Raw genomic sequence first — 720 nt, forward strand, 5'->3', positions numbered from 1 at the left:
TGCGCGGCGCCGGCGCGGTGCCGCGACCCGCCCGGATCGCCGCCCTCGACGACGAACTGCTCGGCGTCGAAGTCGAACTCGCCGACGGAAAGCCGTCGTTGTGGCGGCGGATCGGGCCCGGCTCGCCCCTGCTGCCCGTCGCCCTGCGCACCTTCCTCGGCTGCGCCCTCGCCGGATACGCCTCGCTGGCCCTCGGCATCGGGCGGCCCTACTGGGCCCTGGTCACCGCCGCCTCGCTCTACCAGGCCAACGTGACACTGACCTGGAGCCGCGGCGTACAGCGCGTCGTCGGCAACCTCGCCGGAGTGCTCGTCTTCGCCGCCGTCGTGCCGTTCGCGCACCTCGGCCCCGCCGCGCTCGTGCTGTGCTGCCTGGTCTTCAGCTTCGGCGCCGAGGCGTTCATCACCCGCAACTACTGGCTGGGCAGCCTGTGCGTGACGCCGATGGCGCTGCTCGTCACGGAGTTCGCCCGGATCCAGGAGCCCGGGGAGCTGATCGCCGACCGGGTCGTGGACACCGTGGTGGGGGCCCTGCTCGGTGTGGTCGCCGCCGTCGCCGTGACGAACCGGCGCGCCGGTGACCACATCGAGGTCGCCCTGGTCCGGGTCGAGGCCGCCCGCGCGGCCGTCGACCGGGAGGTCGCCTGCGCCTCGCCCGGCGCGACCGCCCTGGAGACGGTCCGGCGCTCGCTCGCCGGAGCCCTCGTGGAGCTGCGCGCCG

General features: G+C 75.0%; 1 protein-coding gene. It reads left to right on the forward strand.

The annotated features are described in order from the left end of the window. Window positions 1-720, forward strand: a 720-nt coding sequence (locus G3I40_RS43520) for an FUSC family protein (RefSeq protein WP_164560314.1), incomplete at both ends; no start/stop codon positions are given.

Origin of the sequence: Streptomyces sp. SID14478 (assembly GCF_010548525.1) — a bacterium.
In the GTDB taxonomy this organism is placed as follows: domain Bacteria; phylum Actinomycetota; class Actinomycetes; order Streptomycetales; family Streptomycetaceae; genus Streptomyces.